The organism is Sphingobium sp. B12D2B (genome assembly GCF_025961775.1).
In the GTDB taxonomy this organism is placed as follows: domain Bacteria; phylum Pseudomonadota; class Alphaproteobacteria; order Sphingomonadales; family Sphingomonadaceae; genus Sphingobium.
Genome location: NZ_JAOQOH010000001.1, coordinates 1,155,381 through 1,171,863, shown reverse-complemented (window position 1 = coordinate 1,171,863; position 16,483 = coordinate 1,155,381). Strand labels below are relative to the sequence as shown.

General features: G+C 64.3%; 15 protein-coding genes. 6 read left to right on the top strand and 9 right to left on the bottom strand.

Annotated elements, in window-relative coordinates; translation table 11 throughout:
* Positions 1-38 precede the first annotated feature (38 nt).
* Together M2335_RS05600 and M2335_RS05595 are read right to left on the bottom strand one after the other, a co-directional pair.
* A complete protein-coding gene (locus M2335_RS05600; protein WP_264594055.1) occupies positions 39-1,817 on the bottom strand; it encodes a glycosyltransferase in 1,779 nt (592 codons plus the stop codon).
* A 381-nt stretch (positions 1,818-2,198) separates the two neighbouring features.
* Positions 2,199-3,155, bottom strand: a complete 957-nt coding sequence (locus tag M2335_RS05595) for an L-threonylcarbamoyladenylate synthase (RefSeq protein WP_264594054.1) — start codon at positions 3,153-3,155, stop codon at positions 2,199-2,201.
* A 164-nt stretch (positions 3,156-3,319) separates the two neighbouring features.
* Between M2335_RS05595 and M2335_RS05590 the strand changes: the two genes are divergently transcribed.
* Complete coding sequence (locus tag M2335_RS05590; RefSeq protein ID WP_181561485.1) at positions 3,320-4,141, top strand: ATP-binding protein; 822 nt, start codon at positions 3,320-3,322, stop codon at positions 4,139-4,141.
* Between the two features lie 133 nt (positions 4,142-4,274).
* Here the strand turns inward: M2335_RS05590 and M2335_RS05585 are convergent, their stop codons facing one another.
* Together M2335_RS05585 and M2335_RS05580 are read right to left on the bottom strand one after the other, a co-directional pair.
* Positions 4,275-5,642 (bottom strand): PQQ-dependent sugar dehydrogenase, encoded by a 1,368-nt coding sequence (locus tag M2335_RS05585; protein WP_264594053.1) that lies wholly within the window; start codon positions 5,640-5,642, stop codon positions 4,275-4,277.
* Positions 5,643-5,715: 73 nt separating this feature from the next.
* Entirely contained in the window at positions 5,716-5,898 is a 183-nt protein-coding gene (locus M2335_RS05580) for a hypothetical protein (protein ID WP_264573378.1), read from the bottom strand.
* A 225-nt stretch (positions 5,899-6,123) separates the two neighbouring features.
* On the opposite strand from M2335_RS05580, the gene M2335_RS05575 reads away from it, so the two are divergent.
* Complete coding sequence (locus M2335_RS05575) at positions 6,124-6,333, top strand: hypothetical protein (RefSeq protein WP_181560352.1); 210 nt, start codon at positions 6,124-6,126, stop codon at positions 6,331-6,333.
* A 101-nt stretch (positions 6,334-6,434) separates the two neighbouring features.
* Here M2335_RS05575 and M2335_RS05570 read toward each other — a convergent pair whose 3' ends face one another.
* From M2335_RS05570 to M2335_RS05550, 5 genes are all read right to left on the bottom strand, one after another.
* On the bottom strand, positions 6,435-8,120 hold the full coding sequence (locus M2335_RS05570; protein WP_264594052.1) for a long-chain-fatty-acid--CoA ligase: 1,686 nt from the start codon (positions 8,118-8,120) through the stop codon (positions 6,435-6,437).
* Positions 8,121-8,245: 125 nt separating this feature from the next.
* On the bottom strand, positions 8,246-8,902 hold the full coding sequence (locus M2335_RS05565) for a DUF1013 domain-containing protein (RefSeq protein ID WP_181561486.1): 657 nt from the start codon (positions 8,900-8,902) through the stop codon (positions 8,246-8,248).
* A gap of 167 nt (positions 8,903-9,069) precedes the next feature.
* Positions 9,070-10,128 (bottom strand): glycosyltransferase family 4 protein, encoded by a 1,059-nt coding sequence (locus tag M2335_RS05560; RefSeq protein WP_264594051.1) that lies wholly within the window; start codon positions 10,126-10,128, stop codon positions 9,070-9,072.
* Positions 10,125-10,964 (bottom strand): UDP-2,3-diacylglucosamine diphosphatase, encoded by an 840-nt coding sequence (locus tag M2335_RS05555; RefSeq protein WP_264594050.1) that lies wholly within the window; start codon positions 10,962-10,964, stop codon positions 10,125-10,127. Before M2335_RS05555 ends, M2335_RS05560 begins: the two co-directional genes overlap by 4 nt.
* Before the next feature lie 104 nt (positions 10,965-11,068).
* Complete coding sequence (locus M2335_RS05550) at positions 11,069-12,049, bottom strand: NAD(P)H-quinone oxidoreductase (RefSeq protein ID WP_264595362.1); 981 nt, start codon at positions 12,047-12,049, stop codon at positions 11,069-11,071.
* A gap of 190 nt (positions 12,050-12,239) precedes the next feature.
* Here M2335_RS05550 and M2335_RS05545 point away from each other — a divergent pair, with 190 nt between their 5' ends.
* From M2335_RS05545 to M2335_RS05530, 4 genes are all read left to right on the top strand, one after another.
* Positions 12,240-12,440: a DUF1192 domain-containing protein gene (locus tag M2335_RS05545; protein ID WP_264594049.1), complete on the top strand. Its 201-nt coding sequence runs from the start codon at positions 12,240-12,242 to the stop codon at positions 12,438-12,440.
* A 143-nt stretch (positions 12,441-12,583) separates the two neighbouring features.
* Entirely contained in the window at positions 12,584-14,914 is a 2,331-nt protein-coding gene (gene clpA, locus M2335_RS05540; protein WP_264594048.1) for an ATP-dependent Clp protease ATP-binding subunit ClpA, read from the top strand.
* Between the two features lie 124 nt (positions 14,915-15,038).
* Entirely contained in the window at positions 15,039-15,716 is a 678-nt protein-coding gene (locus M2335_RS05535; RefSeq protein WP_264594047.1) for an alpha/beta fold hydrolase, read from the top strand.
* A gap of 51 nt (positions 15,717-15,767) precedes the next feature.
* Complete coding sequence (locus M2335_RS05530; RefSeq protein ID WP_264594046.1) at positions 15,768-16,397, top strand: glutathione S-transferase family protein; 630 nt, start codon at positions 15,768-15,770, stop codon at positions 16,395-16,397.
* Positions 16,398-16,483 lie beyond the last annotated feature (86 nt).

Sequence of the window (16,483 nt, the reverse complement as noted above, 5' to 3'; positions counted from 1 at the left end):
GGGCGGGACTAGCCGCCCTCCCCTCGATTGTCAGAACCTCAGCTTTCCCAGACGCGGCTGACGGCCACGCGCGCATCCCGCGGAATGTAGCGCGGGCGAGACGGCCGGGGCGCCGGGCGGGAGGCACGAATGGCCGTCGCCGCCATCAACGGCGCACAGAAGAAGCGCAGGGCCAGCGACACGAAGCCGATAAAGCTGAGGAGCGCGACGCCCGTGCCAAGCAGCCCGATGGCAAACAGGCAGAGCACCGCCACGGCGAGCGACGCGCACCCTGCGATCGTCTCTGGCCGGGTCGCTGCAAAGGGCGATTCGTCGGCCAGTCCGGCGAACTTGGGCGTACGTCGCCAGGCGAGCGGGCGATTCGAGAGGCCGGCAATGCCTGCCACCAGCACGACATAGCTGAGCGATGCGCGGGCGATCTCGCCCCACACCATGGCGCCAGTGTCATAGCAGCCGGACAGGCGATAGCGATGCACGAGCCGCACCCACCATGTCGCCGCACCGATGAGCATCAGCAGACCGGCGATGGACGGCACCTTGACCGGCTCCATAGCGCCGATGGCCAGCCCAACGACCATGGCAAGCATGCCGCCCACGCTGACGACGAGCGCGGCCAGCGTCTGCAGCGGCGCGAGGCAGCGCACGACTTCCAGCAATTTGGTCCAACCCGGCAGCGGCGCGGCAAAGGGCGCCGGCAGGAACAGGCGCCAGTGACGGCGCAGCTGCTGCACCGGACCCGCCGTCCACCGGAAGCGCTGCTTCTTGTAATCGTCGAAGGTCTCGGGGATCAGGCCGCGCCCAAAGGTCTCGCCGAAATAAAGGCCCTCATAGCCCACCTTGCGCAGGCGAACGGAGACTTCTGAATCCTCGGTCAGACACCACTCGGCCCAGCCACCGGCTTTCACCAGCGCATCCTTGCGCATCAGGCACATCGTCCCGATGGTGAAGGCACCGCCATATTCGCTCACGCCGGGGTAATCGACCTTGTTGACCGGCATATATTCCCAGTAGCAGGCGCTCAGATAGTCATTGCCCTCATAGTCGCGATAGTCGTGCGGCGTCTGAATATAGCCGAGCTTCGGATCGGCGAAGAACGGTAGCAAGCGCGAGAGGAAGTCGTTGCGGGAGTAATAATCGGCATCGATCACGCCGATGATCTGCGCATCGGAGGCGGTCTGCTCAAGGAGGAAATTGAGCGCGCCGGCCTTGGCGCCCGGCAGCGGATCCACATGGAAGAAGCGGAAGCACTCCTTGCCGAGCTTCGCGTTGAGGCGCGCGCAATGGGCTTCCAAGGGCCTCCAAAGAGCTTCGTCCTTCGTATTGTTATCGCAGACCAGAACTTCGAAATTATCGTAATCCTGCGCGGCGAGGCGGTTCATCGTCTCGATCACGATCTCGGGCGGTTCGGCATAGCAGGCGAGGTGCAGCGAGACCTTGAGATGCGCGGCCGCGGGATCGGATGAGGGGATCGCCACAGGCAGGCGCCAGCGCTCATGCGTCAGCACTGCTTCGCGCGCCACGCTGGCGATGAGATTGGCGAGGAAGGCGAACAGCGTCAGCCCGAGCGCGGCGAAGGCCAGCACCATCAGCAACGGCGGCAGACCGGCTTCGAGAATGAACAGCGTGCCCCACAGGCTCGTCATCACGCTGCCAAGCCCCGCGCCGGTCAGCCAGAGGATGCCCGGCATGCTGAAACGCACGAGATAATAGCGCGCGATGGCGACCAGCGTGATCGCGGCGAGGAAGATGGGGATGACCGAGCCGATCTGCCAGGTCACCAGCGCCGTGGCGAAAAGCGCGCCGAACGAAGCGCCCAAAAACTCGTGCACCTCCTCGGACACTGGCCGAGAAATACGATGCGGCGCAGAAACGGCACGAAGTGTCAAAAGTGCAGCCGCAAGTGTAAAAAATGCAACGAAGATCAACGAAGAATCGAGATCAACTCTGGATAAGGCGATCAATTATTCAGTCCTCCGTTTACTGCCGACACGCCAACTGGATTTGCCGCGTCCGTGCATAACGCATGGATTTGACAATCGAGCCTTCACGAACTCTTCAAAAACCGCAAACCAGCCAGCGGCAAACCGTGCATGAGCCGCCGCTGCCTGCCACATGTGCGAGATTCGCGAGGATGGCCAGCGGTTGATCGCCCCGGCCCGGCCCGCATATTTTCGACCGACTCACCGCCTAGGCCGACCTCACGCAGCCGCGCGCCGCAGACGATCGTTGATGGCAAGGCCGAGCCCTTCAGACGGGATCGGCGCCACCGAAATGCGCGACGCCGCGCTCTCGTCTGCTTCGTGCAGAGCGGCGAACAGATGCGCGGCGGCTTCGACCAGATCACCGCTCGGGCTGAGGTTGCGCTGGGATGGTCCCGGACCGAAACCGATGTGGAAGCTGCCCGGTGCAGGGTCCGTGCAGTTGAGCATCAAGGGTTTGGATGGCGCATAATGGCTTTCGAGCTGGCCGGGTGCGGTAATCCCTGCACTGGCTGCCGGTGCGCGCACCGGTCGTCCGGTGATCGCTTCCAGGCGCTCCGGGGTCACGGGGCCGGGCCGCAGCAGGATGATCGCATCGTCGAGCGGCTGGACGATGGTCGATTCCACGCCATCGCTGGCTGGCCCGGCGTCGAGGATGAACGAAATACGCCCCCCGAGGCTGGCCAGCACATGGCTGGCACGGGTCGGGCTGATCGCGCCGGAGCGATTGGCCGAGGGGGCGGCCAACGGCACGCCCGCCGCGCCGATGAGCGCGCGCATTGCCGGATGCGATGGCAGCCGCACCGCCAGCGTGGGAAGACCGGCGCTGGCAAGCCCGGCGACGGGACTATCGGGCAGGCGCGGCAGGACCATCGTCAGCGCGCCTGGCCAGAATGCCTCGGCCAGCGCCTGTGCCGTGGCGTTGAACGACACCAGCTGGCGCGCCATCGCGACATCGCTGACATGGACGATCAGGGGATTGAAGGACGGGCGGCCCTTGGCCTCATAGATGCGCGCCACGGCGAGATCGTTGGTCGCATCGGCGGCGAGACCGTAAACCGTCTCGGTGGGCACGGCGACCGGTTCGCCAGCCATGATCAGCGCGGCGGCTTCCGCCAGCCCGGCGCTGTCATAGGCGCGAATACGCGTTTCGAGGGACCGGGGGGCGCGGGACATGTGCGGCCTATAGCCGCGCCGCGTGACACATTGAAGCGGCATGATAGCGTGGCGGCGAGGGGGCGGAGACCGGTGCCGCCGGCCTTCGCGTCTTGACCTCGCGGGAACGGCCCGCCACGGCTCAATCCATGATGACCGAGGGAAATGCCATGTCCACACCGTCCATGGACGATGCGCTCGCGCGGATCGCCGCCGCGCTCGAACGGCTTGCGCCGAATGCCGCCGCCACCCCGGACCTGGAGGCCCATCCGGCCTATCGTTGGGATGGGAAGATACTGGTGCCCATCGAGGGCTTCGAGCCGATCGACTACGCCCTGCTGACCGGCATCGACGCGCAGAAAGAGGCTTGCCTTGAGAATACCCGTCGCCTCGCGCGGGGCCATGCGGCGCACGACATTCTGCTGTGGGGTGCGCGGGGCACGGGCAAGTCGGCCACGGTCGCCGCCTGCGTCGGCCAGGTGCAGAAGGAAGGGCTGCCGCTCGCTATGGTCGAGATCGCCACGGACGATCTGCGAAGTCTCGCAACGCTGTTCTCGCTGCTGCGCGCCGCGCGCCGTCCGATCGTCCTCTATATCGACGACCTTGGTTTCGACGGTGACTTCGGCGCCGATGCACGAGCGCTGCGCTCGCTGCTGCAGGGTGGCGCCAGTGCGCGCGGGAGCCATGTGCGGCTCTATGCGACATCCAACCGGCGCCACATCGTGCCGCGCTCCATGGGCGAGCAGGACGACCCGATCAATCCGCGCGACGTCGTGGACGACCGGATGGCCCTATCCGACCGGTTCGGTCTGTCGCTCGGCTTCCATGCGCTCGATCAGGATGCCTATGTCGCCATCGTGCGCCGCTATGCCGCCCGTTATGAACTGGACGTCGATCCACTGGCCGCGATCCAGTGGGCAACCCAGCGCGGCAGCCGCTCAGGCCGGGTCGCCTGGCAATATGTCGTGGAACTGGCCGGGCGGGCGGGCATTACGCTCGACCGCTGAGTGACCGGGCGGGACGCTGCTATGAAGGCCGTACTCCTGCGAAAGCAGGAGTCCAGGGCGCGGCCGAGGAGCTGAGCCGCCCTAGGCCCCTGCTTTCGCAGGAGCACCGGGTCCGATCATTTGCGTGAAGGGCTCAGGACGCGGGCGGGCGCTCCGGCGTCGGCGCGGCGGCCGGTTTTGCGGAATTGCTCACACGCCAGATGATCCCGCCGACATCGTCACTGACCAGCACCGATCCATCGGCGGCCACGAGTAAGTCGACCGGGCGACCCTGCGCCTGCCCATCCTTGTTGAGGAAGCCGGTGAGAAGATCGACCAGCTTGCCCTGCGGCCGGCCGCGATCGTCAAAGGCGACATAGGAGACCTTGTAGCCGCTAGGCGGCTTGCGATTCCAGCTGCCATGCAGGGCCACGAAGGCCCCCTGATTGAACGGCGCGCCAAGCGCGGACCCCGGCGTGAAGGCCAGGCCCAGGGGCGCCGTGTGCGTGCCCAGACCAAAGGCCGGGCGGCGGGTATATTCGCGCAGATCATCGCGCTGCGGCTGCACGCGTCGGTCGACATAGCCGCCCCAGTAATTCCACGGCCAGCCGTAGAAGGCCGCGAATTCAACGTCCGTCATGTAATCCGGCACCAGGTCCGAGCCCAGCATGTCCCGCTCGTTGACGACCGCCCAGAGCGAGCCGGTCCACGGGTTCCACGCCAGATCGGTGGGGTTGCGCAGGCCGCTGGCGAAGATATTCGCCTCGCCCTTGCGCGGATCGATCTCCAGAATGGCGGCGCGATAATCCTCCGCGTCCAACCCGTTCTCGGCGATATTGCTGTTTGAGCCGACGCCGACATAGAGCTTGCCGTCGGGGCTTGCTGCAAGGCTGCGCGTCCAGTGATTATTGGGCGCATTGGCGGGAAGATTGGCGACCTTGCGGCCTTCCACGCTGATCCGCGTTTCGCCCAGCTTGTAGGGGAAGGCCATCAGGCTGTCGGTGTTCGCGACGTAGAGTGTCTCGTCGATCAGCGCCATGCCATAGGGCGAGTTCAGCCCTTCCAGCAGAACATGCCGTTGCTCGGCAATGCCATCGCCATTGGTATCGCGCAGCAGGGTGATGCGGTTGGCGGACACGCCACCGGCGCCGGCAAAGCCGATCAGCTTGCCCATGATCCAATCCTGGATACCACCGGCTTTGCGGGGCGGACTGTTGGTCTCCGCCACCAGAATGTCGCCATTGGGCAGGCGCAACATCTGGCGAGGGTGATCGAGACCGGCCGCGAAACGCTGCACGACGAGACCGCGCGCGGCCACCGGCGCGGCGCCATCGGCCCAGCCCACCGGCTTGGCGATCATAACAGTGGGGAGGATCTGCTTGCGCGCCGGCGTAAACTCGGGCTCACGCCCTTCAAGCGCGGTTTCCGGCAGGCGCGCGACATCGGGGCGCGACAAATAATAGAACACGCCACCCGCGATGAGGATCAGCGCGGCGAGTGTCAGCAGGATGATCTTTTTCATGGCGACGATCTTACGGCTGCGCTTGCCTTGACGCAACAAGCCGAGCGGCCATGCCCGCCCTTATCTGCGCGGATCAGCCCCGGCCCTTCAGCCAGATCGCGACAGCCACGATCACCCCCAGCGCAAGCCCGGCCAGAATGCCGATCGAGGGCTGCCCGGTCGCGATGCCGACGATCGTGCCAAGGAGAATAAGGCCTGCCAGCGGCGCACCGCCGCCCATGGGTGATTTGTCGCCTGAAGAATTCGGATCGGTCATGTCACGCCCATGCCATGTCCCGCGCCGCGATGCCAGCCGAACAAGCGCGCGGTCTTCGTCGTGCCGTAACTGGACAGATTGCTCCCGCACGGGACTTGGTTAAGCCGTACTTAGCCAGCGTGGGGCGTCTGATCCGGATGGAGGGCGAAGCTGGCACGGTCCGTGAATGGATTCAGCTGGACCAGAATGACTCGATTTTGCGGGGGCAAGGGATTCGAATTTTGAATGCATCTTCCGATCATGGTCGACCGTCGGAGCTATGACGACGCCACCGCATTGATGCGGATTTTCGGCGATCACGCGGGCGTTGAGGCGGCCCAGCGCGCGGATCGCAGCCGCGATGTCGGCAACCATATCCGCTTCTGCCACTGGAGAGAGGTGGAGCGCGTCCTGTTTCTTCTCCAAGTCCAACATTGCGTGGGAACCGTCCATTGACAGCCGCGTTGAGGGAATGATGCGGCTCCCCGCAATTGCCGCTATCATCTCTCCCGGCTCATCCCTCAGTCCCCCCCAACGATGAGCCGGGAGAGAAACCCTCAAACAAGCCCCGCCTTGGCCCGCTCTTCCGCGACAAGCTCCTTGCGCGAGAGCTTGCCGACCAATGTGCGCGGCAGGCTCTCACGAATTTCGACCGCGCAGACGCGCTCATGCTTTCCGAGCTGCGGATTGAGCCAGTCCTTGAGACGCTCGCCGTCGATGTCGTCCTCAACCTCCGGCCGCAAGGTCACGAAGGCCTTGGGCACCTCCCCGCGATAATCATCGGGAATGCCGATCACGAGCGCCTCCCGAATGGCGGGATGGCGATACAGCAAGTCCTCGACCTGGCTAGGGAAGACCTTGAAGCCGCCGACCGCGATCATGTCCTTGATGCGGTCGACCACGCGGAAATAGCCGTCTTCATCGATGGTGCCGACGTCACCGGTGCGCAGGAAGCCGTCGACGAACACCTCCCGATCGGCATCCGGATTCTGCCAATAGCCTTGCATTCTTTGCGGCCCACTAAAGGCGATCTCACCCGGTTCCCCCGGCTGGGCAAGCCGGGACGGGTCTTCCCGGTCGAGCAGGCGCACGCGCGTGCCGGGAATGGGCTGGCCGATCGAGCCGGTCTTGCCCGGCCCATCATAGGGATTGGCCGAGACGACCCCGCTGCTCTCCGTCAGCCCGTAGCCTTCGACCAGCCGCGCGCCGGTGGTCGCCATGAACCGCTCCTTGAGCGGCAGCGGCAGCGGCGCGCCGCCGGAAATGCAGACGCGTAGCGAAGAGAGGTCGGCTTTGGCGAGATAGGGGCTGTCGAGCAAAGCCTGGAACATCGTCGGCACGCCCGGGAGCGAGGTGACGCGGGTCCGCTGGATCGCCGCGATGACCTGCCGCGCGTCGAAACGTGGAAGGATAACGATCTCCCCGCCGCGAACGACTGTGCGATTGAGCACCGCAGTGTTCGCGAACACGTGGAAGAAGGGCAGCGCACCCAGAATGCGGTCCTCAAGGGCATGCCAGGGATCGAGCAGGTCGATCTGCCGCGCATTGGCCGAGAGGTTCTGGTGGGTGAGCATCGCGCCCTTGGGCCGCCCGGTGGTGCCACCGGTGTATTGCAGCAAGGCAAGGTCGCGCAGGGGATCGATAGACGGCAGGCTGGAGGGATCATCGCCCAGCAGCGAGCCGAACGAGAGAATGCGCGGATCGGACGGGACATGGTCGTCCGCCGACCGCTTGAACAGGCGGTAGAGCAAGGATTTGCCCAGCGGCAGGCCACCGGCGACGGAGCCGACCACCAGCCGGTCAATGCAGGAGCAATCCAGCACGGCGCAGGCATTGCCAAACAGGGGCTTGGCGGAGATGGTGACCAGCAGGGTCGTCCCGCTATCCTCCGCCTGATGCGCCAGCTCTTCGACCGTATAGAGCGGCGAGAAATTGACCGCGATGGCGCCGGCCATCATCGCGCCATAATAAGCCACGACGTAATGCGGGACGTTGGGGAGGTAGAGGCCGACCCGGTCGCCGGGCTGGACGCCAAGGCCGATCAGCCCGGCCGCGAAGCGCCGCGCGTTGCGGTAGCACTCGGCATAGCTGAACTTGCGCCCGTAAAAATCGAGCATCGGGCGGCTGCCGTCCTGCTCCACGGCAGATCGCAGCATCTCCGGCAGCGATAGCGGGGCAAAGTCCTGCGCCCACGCAACGGGGTGATCATAATGGTCCTGCCAGGCGGGTTTTTCGCTCTCCATGCGGAGAGGCTATGCGATCCCGCGTGGCAAGGCAACGCCATGCCGGGCGACGCTACGTCGCCCGGCTGAATGCTTTTGATCACAGTGCAAATTCGACCCCGAACGCCCCGAATCGGGGCGCGAAATCAGTCTTCGCGGGGGCGGCTCGCGAACAAAGCGGCTTCCTCCGCCAGCATCGTTTCAGACGCGCGGCGCTGTGCGTCCTCGCGCTCCTGACGCAGTTCGGCGATCAGTGCCTCGCGGTCGCCATCGAGACGGTTGTCGGTCGGCGCTTCGATGCCGGCCTTCTTGGCCGCCTTTGCCACCAGTGCATCCAGCTCACGCTGCGAGCACAGGCCCAGCGTCACCGGATCCTTGGGCTGGATGTTGCTGATGTTCCAGTGGGTCCGCTCGCGGATCGCCTGGATGGTCGTGCGCGTCGTGCCGATCAGCTTGCCGATCGCGCCGTCCGAAACCTCGGGATGGTGGCGCAGAATCCAGGCGATGCCGTCTGGCTTGTCCTGACGCTTGGAAACCGGCGTGTAGCGCGGCCCCTTGGTGCGGCGGACCGGGTCGGGCCCCTTGAGCATCTGCAGCTTGTAATCGGGGTTCTGCTCACCCTTGTGGATTTCCTCCACCGAGATTTCATGCGCACGGACCGGATCACGGCCGGTATATTTGGTGCCGGCGGTATCGTCCGCGATCGCCTGCACCTCGAGGATGTGCAAACCGCAGAATTCCGCAATCTGCTCAAAGCTGAGCGCAGTGTTGTCGACCAGCCAGCTGGCTGTGGCGTGGGGCATGAGCGGCTGTGCCACGGGACAAGTCCTTCTGTGCAAAATAGAAGGGCCACCCCTCACGGGATGGCCTTGATGGTCGCACAGATAAGCTATTCCGGCTGGATCGGCAAGCGTTCGCGCGCGTCGCGGCCCCCAAGGGGGCGAAAGGCCGTTCGGGCGGTACAATGGACTCAGGCCGCGTGCGCCAGCGCTGGGGCGTCGAGCCAGTGCAAGCTCTCGAGGAACTGCTCCGCGCTGCGCCGCCAGGTGAAGCCGCGCGCATGCCCCGTGCAGGCCGACGGAGAAAGCTCCAGCGCCTGCGTCACGGCGCGCGCGAGATCCTCATCCATCGCGCCGGTCTGTGCTGTCAGCACGTCGACCGGGCCGGTGACCGGATAAGCCGCCACCGGCGTGCCGCAGGCGAGCGCCTCGATCATCACCAGCCCGAAGGTGTCGGTGCGACTGGGGAAGACGAAGACATCGGCAGCCCGATAGGCCGAGACAAGCGCCTCGCCGCTCAACATGCCCAGAAAATGAACGGCGGGATGTCGCGCCTCCAGCGACGCGCGGGCAGGCCCATCGCCCACCACGACCTTGCTGCCGGGCGTATCGAGCGCGAGGAAGGCCTCGATATTCTTCTCCACGGCGACGCGGCCTACGTGAAGAAGGATTGGCCTCGGCAAGTCGGCAAGCGCGGGATGCCCCTCCCCCTGCGGCGAGAATTGCGTCAGATCGACGCCGCGCCCCCAGTGGTGCGTGTGACGGATACCGGCTTGATGCAGTTCCACGCGCACGGACGGCGTTGCCGTGAGCACCGCTTGCGCCGCCCCATGAAACCAGCGGAAATAGGGCCAGAACCAGTCCGCCGACAGGCCCGTGCGCCGCTCGACATAATCAGGGAAATTGGTGTGGAATGCCGTGGTGAACGGGCGGTGGTGCCGCAGGCACCAGCGCCGCGCTGCGAGACACAGCGGACCTTCGGTCGCGAGATGGATCGCATCCGGCCCGAACGCCGCGATCATGCGGGCAATCGCCCCCGGCGCCGGCATTGCCAGCCGAATTTCAGGATAAGTGGGGCAAGGCAGCGTGTGAAAGCGATCGGGCGCGATCACCTCGACCGTGTGCCCCATGGCGATGAGTTCCGCGCGAACCGCCTGAAGCGTTCGCACGACGCCATTGACCTGCGGCGCCCAGGCATCGGTGACGATGAGGATGCGCCGGCGGGCCGGAGCAGGCCCATAACCGCTCAAGCGGCGGCCTCCAGATCATCCGCAGCGGCGCCTGGGGTGCGCGCTTCCATCACCTCGGCCCAGTGCAGGATTTCCATCCGCCCATCATGATGCTCGACAAGCGCCGTGCATCCCTCCACCCAGTCGCCATCATTATAATAAGTGATGTCGCCGAACTGGCGGATTTCCGCCGTGTGGATGTGCCCGCAGACGACGCCATCGACACGCCGCCGTCCCGCCTCGTGCGCCACGATCTCCTCGAACCGCGTAATAAACGCCACCGCATTCTTGACCTTGTGCTTGGCGATCTTGGAGAGCGACCAATAAGGCAGGCCCAGCCAGCGGCGGACCTGATTGACGCGGCGATTGAGCGCCATCAGCGCCGTGTAGGCCGCGTCCCCCACGAAGGCGAGCCAGCGATGGGCGAGCATGACCGTGTCGAACTCATCGCCATGCAGCACCAGCAACTTGCGGCCATCGACAGTGGTGTGGATCATCTTGCGGCGAATCTCGACGCCGCCAAAGCTCATGCCGGTGAACTGGCGAAAAATCTCGTCATGATTGCCGGGGATATAGATGACGCGCGTGCCGCGCCGCGCCCGCTTCATCACGCGCCAGACCACATCGTTATGGGCGGTCGGCCAGTAGACCCGCTTCTTGAGCTGCCAGCCATCGACGATGTCGCCGACCAGGTACAGCGTGTCGCTGTCCACATTGTCGAGAAAATCGACCAACATCTCGGCATTGCACCCCTTGGTGCCGAGATGGATGTCGCTGATCCAGATCGTGCGGTAATGGGCGCGCGGATGACCGCTGCGCACGGCCCGTTCCTGCGCGATTGAGCTGATGGCGTTCATGGCTTTCTCGACCCCCGGGGACACCATTTCCCCGAGCGCGCTCTAGCCGAACAATGTGACAGTTTTTCTGGGAATATGACGGATTTGCGTCACTCGGTAACTCTTCACCGAACCTTCAAGACGATCTTGCCAAAGTGCCCGCCCGCTTCCATCAGCGCATGGGCTTGCGCGGCTTCGCCGAGCGAAAAGACGCGGTCCAGCGCGGGACGCAGCGCGCCCTCCTCCGCCATCGACCAGACCGTGCGGCGGATCTCATCGACGAGCAGGCCCTTGAAGCCCGCGGTGCGCGCCCGCAATGTGGACCCGGTGAGCGTCAGGCGGCGCATCATGATTTTGGGAATGAACAGGTCGGCCTTGGCCCCACCCAGCACCGCAATGGAGACATGCCGGCCGTCCTCGGCCAGGCACTCCAGGTTGCGCGGGAGATAATCGCCGCCAACCATGTCCAGCACCGCCGTCACGCCTTTGCCGTCCGTGATGCGCTTCACAGCTTCGACGAAGTCCTCGCTGCGATAATTGATCGCATGGCCAGCGCCCCATTCCAGCGCGGCGCGGCACTTGTCGTCACTGCCACAGGTGACGATCGTCGTGATCTCGAACAGCCGGCATAGCGCCACGGCCATGGTGCCGATGCCGCTCGTCCCACCATGGATGAGCACGCTGTCGCCGTTCACGATATAGGCGCGCTCGAAGAGATTGTGCCAGACCGTCATCAGCGTCTCAGGGATTGCAGCCGCTTCTTCCATGGAGAGCGCCGGTGGAATGGCGAGGCATTGGGCATAGTCGGCGCAGGCATATTCGGCATAACCGCCGCCCGCGACCAGCGAACAGACGCGTTCGCCGATCACGTCAAGGCCTATCCCCTCACCCACCGCCACAATGGTTCCGGCCACTTCCAGCCCGGGCAGCGGGGAGGCGCCGGGCGGAGGCGGATAGCTGCCCTGCCGCTGCAGAACGTCCGGGCGATTGACGCCTGCCGCCGCAACCGCAATGAGCACTTCGCCTTGCGCGGGCACCGGCAGGGGAACCTGAACCTCGGTCAGCACATCCGGCCCGCCTGGCTCCCGAATAGCAATGGCGCGCATGGTCTCGGGCAGGTTCGTCACCTTGGCTTGCTCCCCCTGGCTGGCCGTGATCGGCCCTACGTCTAGAGTCCGGTGCGAAAAAGACCAGCCCGGAAAGCAACATAGGCGGATTGGGACGGCCCCTTCCGGCATGCCGAGGCTTCTGCCAACCCCGGTTGACTTGCGCGGACTTTGGCGCAAGCATGTCGCCATGGATTTCGACGACGCCTCACCCCGGGCGCGGCCCGGCGACCTGATTGCAAAGCTGATCCGCGAAGATCTGGATCGGCTTTCGGTCGATGAGCTCGATGAACGCATCAGCCTTCTTTCAGCCGAAATCGAGCGCACCCGCGCCAAGAAATCGAGCGCAGTTCACCATAAGGCAAGCGCTGAGGCGCTATTCAAGAAATGAGGAGAGCGGAGGCAGGATCGCCTTCTGGCGCATATCGGCCTCCGGCAAATCGGTGGATGACAGAGCGGCCCTTGAAGGCGGCTCGCGGCGTGCCGACATTGACCCTAACGCGACCCTCTCTCGGGCCGCAGGAGTAGAACAATATGCCCTCTTTCGCGTCCGCCCTCGAAACAACTCTGCACAATGCCCTGGCACATGCCACGGAGCGCGCGCACGAATATGCGACGCTCGAGCATCTGCTGCTGGCGCTGATTGACGATGAACATGCCGCAAAGGTCATGCAGGCCTGTGGCGTGGATCTTGGTGAGCTTGGCGACACGGTCACCCATTATCTCGATACCGAACTGGAGAGCCTGAAGGTCTCGGGCGGCGTCGACCCCTCTCCCACCAGCGGGTTCCAGCGCGTCGTCCAGCGCGCGATCCTGCACGTCCAGTCTTCCGGCAAAGAGGAAGTGACCGGCGCCAATGTGCTGGTGGCATTGTTCTCCGAGCGGGAAAGCTATGCCGTCTACTTCCTGCAGCAGCAGGACATGAGCCGACTGGATGCGGTCTCCTATCTCTCCCATGGCGTCGGCAAGGGCGCTGCCTCGCCGGAGCCGGCCAAGCCGGCCCAGGCCGAGGAAGAGAAGAAGCCGGAGGCCAAGAAGAAGGAAGGCGCGCTCGACCAGTTCACCGTCAATCTCAACGAGAAGGCGAAGGAAGGAAAGGTCGATCCGCTGATCGGCCGCGATTCCGAGGTGGATCGGACGATCCAGATCCTGTGCCGGCGTTCCAAGAACAACCCGCTCTATGTGGGTGATCCGGGCGTGGGCAAGACGGCCATTGCCGAGGGTCTGGCGCGCAAGATCGTCAATGGCGAAGTGCCCGACGTGCTCAAGGAAGCGGTGATCTACTCACTCGACATGGGCGCGCTGCTCGCTGGCACGCGCTATCGCGGCGACTTCGAGGAGCGGCTGAAGGCCGTCGTCACCGAACTGGAAAAGATGCCGCACGCGGTGCTGTTCATCGACGAGATCCACACGGTGATCGGCGCCGGCGCGACCTCAGGCGGCGCCATGGATGCCTCGAACCTCCTGAAGCCTGCGCTGTCGGGTGGCGCGATCCGCTGCATCGGCTCGACGACCTACAAGGAGTTCCGCAACCACTTCGAGAAGGACCGCGCGCTGCTGCGTCGCTTCCAGAAGATCGATGTGAACGAGCCGACGGTGGATGATACCGTCAAGATCCTCATGGGCCTGCGCTCTGCCTTCGAGGATCACCACGCGGTCAAATACACGCCCGATGCCATCAAGGCCGCCGTGGAGCTGTCAGCGCGGTACATCAATGACCGCAAGCTGCCGGACAAGGCGATCGACGTGATCGACGAAGTCGGCGCGATGCAGATGCTTGTGCCGCCCTCGCGTCGCAAGAAGATGATCACGCCCAAGGAGATCGAGGCTGTGATCGCCACGATGGCGCGCATCCCGCCCAAGACCGTGTCGAGCGACGACAAGAGCGTGCTGGAAACCCTCCAGACCGATCTCAAGCGTGTCGTCTTCGGGCAGGACAAGGCCATCGAGGTGCTCAGCTCCGCGATCAAGCTGTCGCGCGCCGGCCTACGCGATCCGGACAAGCCGATCGGCAACTATCTTTTCTCCGGCCCCACCGGCGTCGGCAAGACGGAAGTTGCCCGCCAGCTTGCCACGCTGCTCGGCATCCCGCTCCAGCGCTTCGACATGTCGGAATATATGGAGCGGCATTCGGTCAGCCGCCTGATCGGCGCACCTCCGGGCTATGTCGGCTATGATCAGGGTGGCCTGCTTACCGATGCCATCGACCAGAACCCGCATTGCGTGCTGTTGCTCGACGAGATCGAAAAGGCCCATCCGGACCTGTTCAACATCCTGCTGCAGGTGATGGACAACGGGCGCCTGACCGATCACCACGGCAAGACCGTTGACTTCCGCAACGTGATCCTGATCATGACGACCAATGCCGGCGCGTCTGACATGGCGAAGGAATCGATCGGGTTCGGAGAGTCGACGCGCGAGGATGTGCAGGAGGAAGCTGTGAAGAAGCTCTTCACGCCGGAATTCCGCAACCGCCTCGATGCGATCGTGCCATTTGGCTATCTGCCGTCGGAAGTCGTCGCCCGCGTTGTCGACAAGTTCATCCTGCAGCTCGAGCTTCAACTGGCCGATCGCGATGTGCACATCACGCTCGACGACGAAGCCCGCAACTGGCTCACTGCCCGCGGTTACGACAAGCTGTACGGTGCCCGTCCGATGGGTCGGCTCATGCAGGAGAAGATCAAGCAGCCTCTTGCCGAGGAACTGCTGTTCGGCAAGCTCGTGCACGGTGGCGAGGTTCACGTCCGCCTCAAGGACGATGCTCTCACCTTCGAGATCACGCCTGCAGCACCCAAGCGCAGCAAGGGGAGTGCTACGCGCAAAGCAAAGAGCGGCCCTTCCGAGGTCTCAGAGCCAAAGAGCTGAACGCCATCGACGGCACAGTTCATATAATCTTGACCGGCCCCGGGCAGCTGCTCGGGGCCGGCTTGTTTTCAGGATATCCGCATCACCTCGAGGATGGCCGGGATCGCTCAGGCATGATCAGGCGTTGACACCCACCGTGCAGCCGACCGTCCTCCTCATTCATGGCTTTGCCGGATTCGCGGTGATGAACCGCCCCCTCGCCGCCATGCTTCGCAGCACCGGCTATCAGCCCGTCGATCTGAGTTACGACAGTTGGCGGCTGGACCTCGAGGGCATATGCAAACTGCTCGGCTCACGTCTGGAAAAGATTGATAGAGCGGGTAGCCCGGATCAGCCTCTCCACATCGTCTGCCATTCCATGGGCGGTCTGGTCGCCCGCGCGCTGATCAGAGCGCGGCGCCCGGCGCGGCTGGGCCGGGTCGTCATGTTGGGAACCCCTAACGCTGGCAGCGAGATAGCCGACACATTGCACCGTTATGCTCTGCTGCGCCCGATACTCGGTAGGGCCGCCCCGGCCCTGGTCACGCAGCGCCCGGCAGAGGTCACTGCAATGTTGGGTGAGATCGACTATCCGGTGGGAATCATCGCCGGCGACCGCCCGATGATGCGGTATGGCGCGTCACGCCTTCTGCCCGGGCCGAGCGATGGCAAGGTCAGCGTGGCCTCGACCAGATTGAAGAACGCGACGGACCACATCGTCCTCCCGCTCTCCCATATGCTGTTGCCCTATCACCCGACCGCCCACGCCCAGATAAAGCATTTTCTGAGCGAAGGACGCTTCGCTCGTGAGACAGGGCTTTGACGGAACTCTAAATTTCGTTCATGATACGTTCCAGTCACTGGGGAGACGATCATGAGCCAAATTCAATTCTACACCAACCCGATGTCGCGTGGGCAAATTGTCCGCTGGATGCTGGAAGAAGTCGGCGTCCCGTACGAGACCCACCTGCTCGACTACCAGACCGAGATGAAAGGCCCGGCCTATCTGGCCATCAATCCGATGGGAAAGGTGCCGGCCGTAGTGCACGAAGGAGCGGTCGTCACAGAATGCGCCGCGATTTGCGCCTGGCTGGCGGATCGCTTTCCCGAAGCAGCGCTGGCCCCGCCCCTGCCCGATCGTGCCGATTATTATCGCTGGATGTTCTTCGCGGCGGGACCGCTAGAGGCGGCTGTGACGAACCGTGCCCTGGGTTTTGTCGCTGAGCCTGGCCGGGAAAGGACTTTGGGCTATGGCAGCTTCGAGCAGACAATCGACACCTTGGAAAACGCGCTCCGGGGGAAGACGTTTATCTGCGGAGAGATGTTCACGGCAGCCGATGTATATGTCGGATCGCATATAGCCTGGGGGCTGCAGTTCGGCACCATCCCTTCCCGGCCGATTTTCTCGGACTATGTCGCGCGCCTTGAGAGCCGACCCGCCTATGCGCGCGCGAAGGACATCGACAATGCGCTTATCGCGCAGGCGCAGTCGGGCAAAGCTTAGTCCAGACCCAGTTCCGGTGCACTCGCTCGGGCTGGTTTAATAAGAAAAAAGGCCGGGAGGATATCTCCCGGCCCTTCTGGTCAATA

Coding starts and splice junctions, on each gene's coding strand:
- M2335_RS05590 (WP_181561485.1), top strand. CDS start 3,320: ATGGACGATGCGCTCGCGCGGATCGCCGCCGCGCTCGAACGGCTTGCG.
- M2335_RS05545 (WP_264594049.1), top strand. CDS start 12,240: ATGGATTTCGACGACGCCTCACCCCGGGCGCGGCCCGGCGACCTGATT.
- M2335_RS05565 (WP_181561486.1), bottom strand. CDS start 8,902: ATGCCCCACGCCACAGCCAGCTGGCTGGTCGACAACACTGCGCTCAGC.
- M2335_RS05530 (WP_264594046.1), top strand. CDS start 15,768: ATGAGCCAAATTCAATTCTACACCAACCCGATGTCGCGTGGGCAAATT.
- M2335_RS05575 (WP_181560352.1), top strand. CDS start 6,124: ATGCATCTTCCGATCATGGTCGACCGTCGGAGCTATGACGACGCCACC.
- M2335_RS05570 (WP_264594052.1), bottom strand. CDS start 8,120: ATGGAGAGCGAAAAACCCGCCTGGCAGGACCATTATGATCACCCCGTT.
- M2335_RS05595 (WP_264594054.1), bottom strand. CDS start 3,155: ATGTCCCGCGCCCCCCGGTCCCTCGAAACGCGTATTCGCGCCTATGAC.
- M2335_RS05555 (WP_264594050.1), bottom strand. CDS start 10,964: ATGAACGCCATCAGCTCAATCGCGCAGGAACGGGCCGTGCGCAGCGGT.
- M2335_RS05550 (WP_264595362.1), bottom strand. CDS start 12,049: ATGCGCGCCATTGCTATTCGGGAGCCAGGCGGGCCGGATGTGCTGACC.
- M2335_RS05585 (WP_264594053.1), bottom strand. CDS start 5,642: ATGAAAAAGATCATCCTGCTGACACTCGCCGCGCTGATCCTCATCGCG.
- clpA (WP_264594048.1), top strand. CDS start 12,584: ATGCCCTCTTTCGCGTCCGCCCTCGAAACAACTCTGCACAATGCCCTG.
- M2335_RS05580 (WP_264573378.1), bottom strand. CDS start 5,898: ATGACCGATCCGAATTCTTCAGGCGACAAATCACCCATGGGCGGCGGT.